At 51.3% G+C, this 8405-nt stretch carries 8 protein-coding genes and 1 pseudogene; 8 read left to right on the top strand and 1 reads right to left on the bottom strand.

Features of this window, described 5'->3' with window-relative positions:
- The 7 genes and pseudogenes from VAE48_RS02925 to VAE48_RS02955 form a co-directional block, all read left to right on the top strand.
- Nucleotides 1-230: pseudogene (locus VAE48_RS02925) on the top strand (protein sphX); the annotation flags it as partial.
- A gap of 74 nt (nucleotides 231-304) precedes the next feature.
- Nucleotides 305-1225 (top strand): phosphate ABC transporter permease subunit PstC, encoded by a 921-nt coding sequence (pstC, locus tag VAE48_RS02930; RefSeq protein ID WP_322791819.1) that lies wholly within the window; start codon nucleotides 305-307, stop codon nucleotides 1223-1225.
- Nucleotides 1222-2109, top strand: coding sequence for a phosphate ABC transporter permease PstA (pstA, locus tag VAE48_RS02935; protein WP_322791820.1), 888 nt, complete (start codon nucleotides 1222-1224; stop codon nucleotides 2107-2109). The genes pstC and pstA overlap by 4 nt, the downstream gene beginning before the upstream one ends.
- 24 nt (nucleotides 2110-2133) lie before the next feature.
- A complete protein-coding gene (gene pstB / locus VAE48_RS02940) occupies nucleotides 2134-2922 on the top strand; it encodes a phosphate ABC transporter ATP-binding protein PstB (protein WP_322791821.1) in 789 nt (262 codons plus the stop codon).
- Between the two features lie 24 nt (nucleotides 2923-2946).
- Entirely contained in the window at nucleotides 2947-3627 is a 681-nt protein-coding gene (gene phoU, locus VAE48_RS02945) for a phosphate signaling complex protein PhoU (protein ID WP_322791822.1), read from the top strand.
- Nucleotides 3628-3748: 121 nt separating this feature from the next.
- Nucleotides 3749-4780: a CHAD domain-containing protein gene (locus VAE48_RS02950; RefSeq protein WP_322791823.1), complete on the top strand. Its 1032-nt coding sequence runs from the start codon at nucleotides 3749-3751 to the stop codon at nucleotides 4778-4780.
- Nucleotides 4767-6350 carry a Ppx/GppA phosphatase family protein gene (locus VAE48_RS02955; protein WP_322791824.1) on the top strand — a complete coding sequence of 528 codons (1584 nt, stop codon included), beginning with the start codon at nucleotides 4767-4769 and terminating at the stop codon, nucleotides 6348-6350. Before VAE48_RS02950 ends, VAE48_RS02955 begins: the two co-directional genes overlap by 14 nt.
- Here the strand turns inward: VAE48_RS02955 and lipB are convergent.
- The gene (lipB, locus tag VAE48_RS02960) at nucleotides 6339-7076 is read right to left on the bottom strand and encodes a lipoyl(octanoyl) transferase LipB (protein WP_322791825.1); all 738 of its coding nucleotides are present in this window, start codon (nucleotides 7074-7076) and stop codon (nucleotides 6339-6341) included. The genes VAE48_RS02955 and lipB overlap by 12 nt on opposite strands.
- A gap of 350 nt (nucleotides 7077-7426) precedes the next feature.
- Between lipB and VAE48_RS02965 the strand changes: the two genes are divergently transcribed.
- Nucleotides 7427-8405, top strand: a 979-nt coding sequence (locus tag VAE48_RS02965; RefSeq protein WP_322791826.1) for an ATP-dependent Clp protease ATP-binding subunit, incomplete at its 3' end; no start/stop codon positions are given.

An 8405-nucleotide genomic window follows, 5' to 3' on the forward strand; every position in this document is an offset into this window, starting at 1 on the left:
TCTACGTGAACCGCGCCCGGGTGGATCAGAAAGATGAAATCAGCCTGTTCATTGAATTCTACCTCAAAAACGCAGGCAAACTTTCTGCTGAGGTTGGTTATATTCCTCTCACGGATGAAATTTACGCCCTGGCCCAAAAACGCTATGATAACCGCGTAACCGGTTCCATCTTTGAAGGTCAAGGTTCGACCGTCGGCGTATCACTGGCCGATTTACTTGCCAAAGAATAAGATTTGGAAGGTTCTTACTATCCGGGAATGGGACGATACCACTCGTCCCATTCCCTGTGTCAAAGAGGGAAAAGATGACTACCACAATTAAATCCCTGGTTTCCCTGAACCACCAAAAGCGCAACCGCGAAAGAGTGCTTGTAAGGGCGCTTACTTTCATCTTTGCATTCGTTTCTGTGGGTACGACTGCAGGAATAATCTACGAACTCCTCAAAGAAACAGTGTTGTTCTTTCAGGAAGTTTCTATCATCGAATTTTTCACCGATACGCGCTGGACACCGTTGTTCGCCTCAAAACGATTTGGCGTTCTGCCCCTTGTCAACGGCACCTTGCTGGTGGCAGCCGGTGCAATGCTGGTTGCGGTACCACTAGGTTTACTGGCTGCTATCTTTCTCAGTGAATATGCCTCGGAGAGATTGCGCAAAATCTTAAAACCAATACTCGAAATTCTGGCCGGCATTCCTACTGTTGTGTATGGTTATTTTGCGCTTTTGTTTATCACACCCATACTGCGCGACCTGTTCCCACAAACTCAAATCTTCAACGCCGCCAGTGCATCCATTGCCATGGGCTTTATGATTTTACCGCTCATGGCTTCTGTATCGGAGGATGCGCTTTCGGCAGTACCCCGCTCGTTGCGCGAAGCAGCCTATGCAATGGGAGCCACCAAGTTCGAAACAGCCACGCAGGTGGTCTTACCGGCTGCTCTTTCCGGTGTGGCGGCGGCGTTTATTCTGGCAGTTTCACGCGCCATTGGTGAAACGATGATCGTAGCCATTGCTGCCGGACAGCAGCCCAAGTTGACCCTCAACCCGCTTGAATCCATCGAAACCATGACTGCTTACATCGTGCAAGTCAGTTTGGGAGATACCCCTCATCAGAGTATTGCCTACAAAACCATCTTTGCCGTTGGAATGTTGCTGTTTGTGATGACCCTGGTCATGAATATCGTCAGCTACTTCATCACCAAACGCTTCAGGGAGAGATACGAATGAGTACCACCACCTTAATAAGAGATGTGAACTTTGAGCGTGATCTTTCAATACGGAAGATCAAAGGCAAAATTTTCGAAATTCTTGCCTTTTTCGCCGTCTTACTGGGAATTGCCATGCTGCTAACCCTCCTCATTGATGTATTTTTTGATGGCTTACCCTGGTTAAGCACACGGCTATTCACTGAGTTTCCCTCCCGCTTTCCGGAAAAAGCCGGTTTACGTTCCGCCTTACAAGGCTCAATCTGGTTGATGGTACTCACTGCGGCTATGGCTGTTCCAATTGGGATTGGTGCAGGCGTGTACCTTGAAGAATTTGCCCCTCAAAACCGCATCACCCGCTTCATAGAAATTAATGTGGCAAATCTGGCAGGAGTTCCATCCATTATATACGGCTTACTTGGATTGGGGCTATTTGTCCGTCAGTTGGGACTGGGACGCACCCTCATTGCAGGGGCAATGACCATGGCTTTGCTGGTACTTCCCATCATCATTGTCACCACCCGAGAGGCGATTCGCGCTGTTCCGCGTTCTATTCGTCAGGCTGCTCTTGCACTGGGAGCAACTGACTGGGAAGTATCCCGCGATCATGTCCTGATTTATTCCGCTCCGGCAATTATGACCGGGGTTATCTTAGCCATGTCTCGCGCCATCGGAGAAACGGCTCCCCTGATCACCATTGGGGCGTTAACTTATATCGCCTTCGACCCAAAAGGGCCATTTGACATCTTCACGGTCTTGCCCATTCAAATTTTCAACTGGGTCTCACTGCCTCAATCATCCTTTCATGGGTTAGCAGCTGCAGGCATTATAATATTGCTGGTTGTCTTGCTTTCCATGAACGCTCTGGCTATCTGGCTGCGAAACCGCCTGATCATCCGGTGGTAAAATAACTGGGAGCATAAAATTGCAATGGACAACAATCATTACATTCTGGAAACGCAAAATCTAAACATTTACTACGGGAATTTTCTGGCCGTAAAAGATGTGAACTTCAAAGTACATCGTCACCAGATTACGGCGATCATCGGGCCGTCGGGCTGTGGTAAATCCACCCTGCTGCGCGCCTTTAATCGCATGAACGAACTGGTGCCTTCCGCGCGCTCAGAGGGTAAAATCCTCTTCAATGGTGAAGACATTTACGATCCCTCCATTGACCCTGTGGAAGTGCGCCGGCGAATCGGCATGGTCTTTCAAAAACCAAACCCCTTTCCCAAATCCATTTATGAAAATATCGCCTGGGGGTTGAAGATCAACGGATTTCGCGGCTCAAAATCGGAACTGGATGACCTGGTAGAACAGGCTTTGCGTGGTGCAGCTTTATGGGACGAGGTGAAGGATAAACTGGATCAAAGCGGTCTATCTCTATCCGGCGGGCAGCAGCAGCGCCTGTGCATTGCCCGGGCAATTGCCATCAAACCCGAAGTGATTTTGATGGATGAACCTGCATCGGCATTGGACCCCATCGCCACTCTCAAGATCGAAGATTTGATGCGAGAACTGAAAGAAAATTATACAATTGTAATTGTCACCCATAACATGCAAGAGGCTGCCCGCGTTTCCGATTACACGGCAATGATGATGCTTACCGGTAACGAAGAACGCTCCGGAACGGTCATCGAATTTGACCGTACCGACCTCATCTTTACCCGCCCGAAAGACAAACGCACCGAAGACTACATCACCGGCCGTTTTGGCTAAACTTACTCCAGGAAAGGCTTTCCCATGCCACGCGATACCCTTATCCGACAGATAAACCAGATCCAGGACGAGATCCTCATCCTTGGCAGCATGGTGGAGCAAGCCACCCTCTCCGCCGTTCAGGCTTTGAAAAACCGTGATACTCAGCTGGCCCACGACATCTTTGAACAGGATCAGGTGATCAACGAAAAACGCTTTGCTATCGAAAATGCCATTATTACCCTGATGGCTACTCAGCAGCCGATGGCGCGCGACCTGCGCGGGATGACCGCCATGCTGGAAGTCAACACCGAACTGGAACGGATGGGAGATTACGCCAAAGGCATCGCCAAAGTGGTTACCCGCCTTGGCGAAGGTGAAGTAGTCATCCCCATTCAGGAAATTGAAAAAATGGCGGAGATTGCCGTCAGCATGCTGCACCGCGCATTGGGTGCGTTTATTTCAGAAAATTCCTCTCAGGCATTAGCCATTCCCAAAGAGGATGATCAGGTAGATGAACTGTTCAATCAGGCTTACCGAAAAATCATTGAAGCCATGATTGCCAACCCCAATCTGATTGATCATACCAACCTGATGCTATGGGTCATCCACAATCTGGAACGCTTAGCCGACCGGGTAACGAACATTTGTGAACGCACCGTCTTCAGTGCAACCGGTGAATTGTTCGAGATTGACGGGATGGACGAAGACGACGCCAACGTGTAAAGTCTCAACCCAATTACAAAGGCTATCCCCCCGCGGAGCACCTGCGGGGGTTTTCTCATCCTTCTTAAAGCCCCTCGTAAAATGCTATAATGAGGAATAGTCAGCAGAACGAGGTGCCCTCATGCCAAAATCTCCCGTCAGCCCCAATATTCAAATATTTGGTTCGTCCATCATCCTGCATCAGTTAAGCGCCATGGTGGATGAAATTGAAGGTGTCAAAAAAGCAGAGGACATCGAAGCCGTCCACCGCATGCGGGTTGCCACCCGCCGTATGCGCAGCGCCTTGCCCATCTTCGGACCTTTCCTTGCCCCGCGGCGCCACGAAAACTGGCGCAAACGCATCCGCGCCATCACCCGTGCGCTGGGCGCCGCACGCGATACCGATGTTCAAATCGAGCACTTGACCGATCTGGTCAATCGTCTGACCCCGCCGGAAAGGGCTGGCGTGCGCCGACTGTTGCTGCGGATGCGGCAGCGCCGCCGCGAACTGCAAAAGGACGTTCTCAAAGCCTTGCGCCGTCTGGAAAAAGATACCCTTGTGGCGGAGATTACTCAGAAACTTGCCCCTTTTAAAATTTACAAAAATCAACTGGATTTACAAGATCCGGCATTACGAAAACTGGCAGATGAGCACATTCAATGCCGGCTGGACGAGTTTCTCGCCTTTGAGCCGTATGTTTTTCAAGCGGAATGTGTGGCCGAACTGCACGCCATGCGGATCGCCGGCAAACATTTGCGTTACACGCTGGAATTCTTTGCCCCCCTGTATGAAGATGAATTGAAAAAATTCGTCAAATCCCTGCGCCAATGTCAGGACTTGCTGGGCGCGATTCACGATGCCGATGTCTGGATTGAATACCTGCCGCAATTCATTGAAGAGGAACGCCAGCGCACGGTGGACTATTTTGGGCATGCCCGCCCGTTCAAACGGCTGCTGCCGGGTCTGCTTTTTTACCGTGAACTCCGCCAGCAAGAACGGCAGTCCCTCTACCATCAATTTGTGGACTCGTGGAAGGAATGGCAGCAGGAAAATTTGTGGGATAAACTGCGCCAGAGGGTGTCCATTTCCCATCTGCTGGACAATAACCCCGCTGAAACGCACCCCGCCGAAGAAAACAAGCAAGAGGAAAAGGAGAAAAATGGAGAATCCTGAAATTCCCCCAAAAAGCCGGGTGGTGGGATTTATTGATATTGGCACCAATTCCATCCGCCTTTTGCTGGTACGCATCAACCCGAATAAAACCTATCAGGTGCTGACCGCCCAAAAAGAAGTCGTCCGCCTTGGAGAGGGCGAATTTATCGAACAAACCCTTCAACCCGAAGCCATGGAGCGTGCTATCATCGTTTGCCGAAAGTTTGCCGAACTGGCCCGTCAGCGTCAGGCGGAAGAAATCATTGCCGTAGCCACATCGGCTACTCGCGAAGCCAGCAACAAAAGCGAGTTTATTCAGCGCCTGAAGGATGAAGCCGGTCTGGATGTACGCGCCATTTCCGGTCTGGAAGAAGCCCGTTTGATTTATCTGGGTGTGGCTTCGGGTGTTCACCTGGCAGATCGGCAGGCATTATTCATTGATATTGGCGGCGGCAGTACCGAGATTATCGTGGGTGACCGACAACAGTATCATCTGCTCGATTCGCTAAAACTGGGAGCCATCCGCCTGACCACCATGTTCTTCCTGCCCAACGAACAGGAACCCATCTCCCCTATTCGCTATGCCCTGATTCAAAATTACGTCCGGAACATCATAGTGCGCACCGTTCAGCGCGTTCAGCCGTACAAGATTGATGTGGTTTATGGCTCTTCCGGCACAATCCTCAACCTGGCAGACATCGCCGCCCACCGCTTTTTCAAGCGCAAACTGGAGCGCGAGGATGAAATCACCCACGCCCAACTCAAAGAAGTCATTCAGGTTCTTTGTCAGGCCAACCTGGAAGAACGCCGCCAGATTCCCGGTATAAACCCTGAGCGGGCAGACATTATTATTGCCGGGGCAGCTATCATTGATACCATCATGGAAGAACTCAAACTGCCTTCCTTCCGTCCCAGTGAACGCGGGCTGCGGGACGGCCTGCTGATTGATTATCTTTCCCGCACCGATCAATCGCTCATGCTGGGTCAAATGACCGTACGCGAACGCTCTGTGCTGCATCTGGCGCGCACGGTCAACTTTGATGAGCCGCACGCCCGCCATGTTGCCCGCCTTGCTTTGCAGTTGTATGATTCAGGGTATCAAATTGGCTTGCATCGCTTAGGCCGTTGGGAACGGGAACTGCTGGAATATGCCGCATTACTGCATGATATCGGCGCGTTTCTTTCTTACCAAAACCACCAGATGCACACCTACTACCTGATTCGCAACGCCGACCTGCTCGGTTTTGATCAGAAAGAAATCGCCATTATGGCGCTGGCAAGTTTGCATCACCGCAAAGCGCTGCCGAGTAAAAAAGAACCGGAATTTGCCGCACTGGATAAAGACTCACAAACAGCCGTAAAGGTATTGGGCATGATCCTGCGGCTGGCTGAAAGTCTTGACCGCAGTCACATCGGCGCCGTACACCGTGCCCGTTTTGTGTCCGGAGATAAGAAAGAAGTCATCCTGGAAATGTTTTCCGATCAGGACTGCCAGTTAGAGCAATGGGGCGTTGAATCTCATTTAGAAGCCTTTGAGAAGACTTTCAACCGCCCTTTGGTCGTACGGGTGATTGCCAAATCAGCGGTATAAACCTGCCGGTAAAGCGGTTTGCCATTCAGCCGCACAACCAAACACCGCCTCAAAGAACCGGCTGACCTCTTGCGCCACTTGTTGAACGGATGGACAGGGAGAAAGCCACTCAGCCATGGCTGTCATTTGCACACCATCCAATCCGCAGGGGATGATGCCCTGCCAGTAAACCATTTCCGGCTGAATGTTCAACGCAAACCCATGCCGGGAAACACCCTTCGCATCTACCTTGACTCCAATCGAGGAAATTTTCACCGGCAATGAAACTTCTTCGGCTGGTTTATTCACCCAAACGCCGGTCAGCCCTTCGCGGCGATAAGCTTCAATTCCGTAATACACCAGCGTCCGGATGAGAACCTCTTCCAGTTTTCGCACATAACCGACAAAATCGGCTTGCGGCAGACGTTCGCCCTGCCAGCCTGCTGAAGCCAGCGGTAAGAGGGGATAGCCCACCAGTTGACCCGGCCCGTGATAGGTAATATCACCGCCGCGGTCCACCTCAAAAACGGCTATGCCCCGCCGCTTAATTTCTTCCTCTGACCAGAGAATATGCTCACGTCCGCCGCGCCGTCCAATGGTATAGGTGTGCGGATGTTCCAGCAAAAGCAGACTGGGCGGCTGTTTTCCAGCGGCAATTTGCTCCGCCAGCAAATTTTGCAAGTCCCAGGCTTGCTGATATTCCACTTCTCCCAGCCAGTAAATCAGACAAGACGAGATTGTTTCCATCTTGTTCCAAACCTCTTTGTTCTTAATAAACGTCAATTCGGGATAAATCATTTTTACATCAACTTTCGAATTTTCATCCCCCTCCTGCCTCCCCCAAAATCGCAGTGGCGATTTTGGGGGAGATGCAGGTGGGCATTGGCATTGCCTACAATATTTTTATCTTATCCCAAACTCACGTTAAAATCAAAGTATACCGGTAAAACAGAGCAAAGACAGGTCATTTCTTAACATTCTCTAATATTTTGCCGACAGGAATCTAACATTAGAAGCATAGCATGATTACAGCCATTATAGACCCGCAAGGGATTTATTGGTAATTTTAAAAATCATGGAGTTATCAGGAGGTTGAAATGAACCTGGAAAAATACACTCAAAAAGCCCAGGAAGCCATTTTTCAGGCGCAACTACTGGCGCAGGACTTGAATCATCAAGCCATCGAACCGGCTCACTTACTGCTGGCTTTAATTCAGCAGGAGGACGGGGTTGTACCCGCGGTGATCACCCGCATTGCTGGCAGTGTGCTGGCGATTCGGCAAGAGCTGACCCAGGAATTGGAAAAACGCCCCAAAGTTTATGGCGCTGGGGGAGAAGTCGGACTTTCCCGTCCGGCTGCAGATGTGCTGAGTTCTGCCGAACGCTACGCCAAGGGGATGCAGGATGACTATGTTTCAACGGAACATATTTTGCTGGCTCTGACCGAGAGCATCGAAGGACGACGGCTCAGTCAATACGGCATCACCAAAGAGTCGATCCTGAAAGCGCTGGCAGCCGTGCGCGGGACACAGCGGGTCACTTCCCAAAACCCGGAAGCGACCTATCAGGCGTTGGAAAAATACGGGCGCGACCTGACCGCCATGGCGCGTCAGGGCAAACTTGATCCGGTTATCGGGCGGGATGAGGAAATCCGCCGCGTCATACAAATCCTTTCCCGCCGCACCAAGAACAATCCGGCTTTGATCGGCGACCCCGGTGTGGGTAAGACCGCCATTGTGGAAGGCCTGGCTCAACGCATTGTCAACGGAGATGTGCCGGAAGGTCTGAAGCACAAGCGCATTGTCCAGCTGGATATGGGTACGCTGGTTGCTGGTGCAAAATACCGCGGCGAATTTGAAGAACGCCTCAAAGCCGTCCTGCATGAGATCACCAGCGCCGCAGGGGAAGTGATCCTCTTTGTGGATGAAATGCACACGGTTGTTGGGGCTGGCGCTGCCGAAGGCGCCATGGATGCCGGCAACATGCTCAAGCCAATGCTGGCACGCGGCGAGTTGCACATGATTGGCGCCACCACCATTGACGAATACCGCAAACACGTCGAAAAAGACCCGGCTC

The sequence above is a fragment of the Bellilinea sp. genome (assembly GCF_034432615.1).
Lineage (GTDB): Bacteria > Chloroflexota > Anaerolineae > Anaerolineales > Anaerolineaceae > Bellilinea.

Bases quoted from the DNA above. Each gene is read 5' to 3' on its own strand.
- pstC (WP_322791819.1), top strand. From the start codon at position 305: ATGACTACCACAATTAAATCCCTGGTTTCCCTGAACCACCAAAAGCGC.
- pstA (WP_322791820.1), top strand. From the start codon at position 1,222: ATGAGTACCACCACCTTAATAAGAGATGTGAACTTTGAGCGTGATCTT.
- pstB (WP_322791821.1), top strand. From the start codon at position 2,134: ATGGACAACAATCATTACATTCTGGAAACGCAAAATCTAAACATTTAC.
- phoU (WP_322791822.1), top strand. From the start codon at position 2,947: ATGCCACGCGATACCCTTATCCGACAGATAAACCAGATCCAGGACGAG.
- VAE48_RS02950 (WP_322791823.1), top strand. From the start codon at position 3,749: ATGCCAAAATCTCCCGTCAGCCCCAATATTCAAATATTTGGTTCGTCC.
- VAE48_RS02955 (WP_322791824.1), top strand. From the start codon at position 4,767: ATGGAGAATCCTGAAATTCCCCCAAAAAGCCGGGTGGTGGGATTTATT.
- lipB (WP_322791825.1), bottom strand. From the start codon at position 7,076: ATGGAAACAATCTCGTCTTGTCTGATTTACTGGCTGGGAGAAGTGGAA.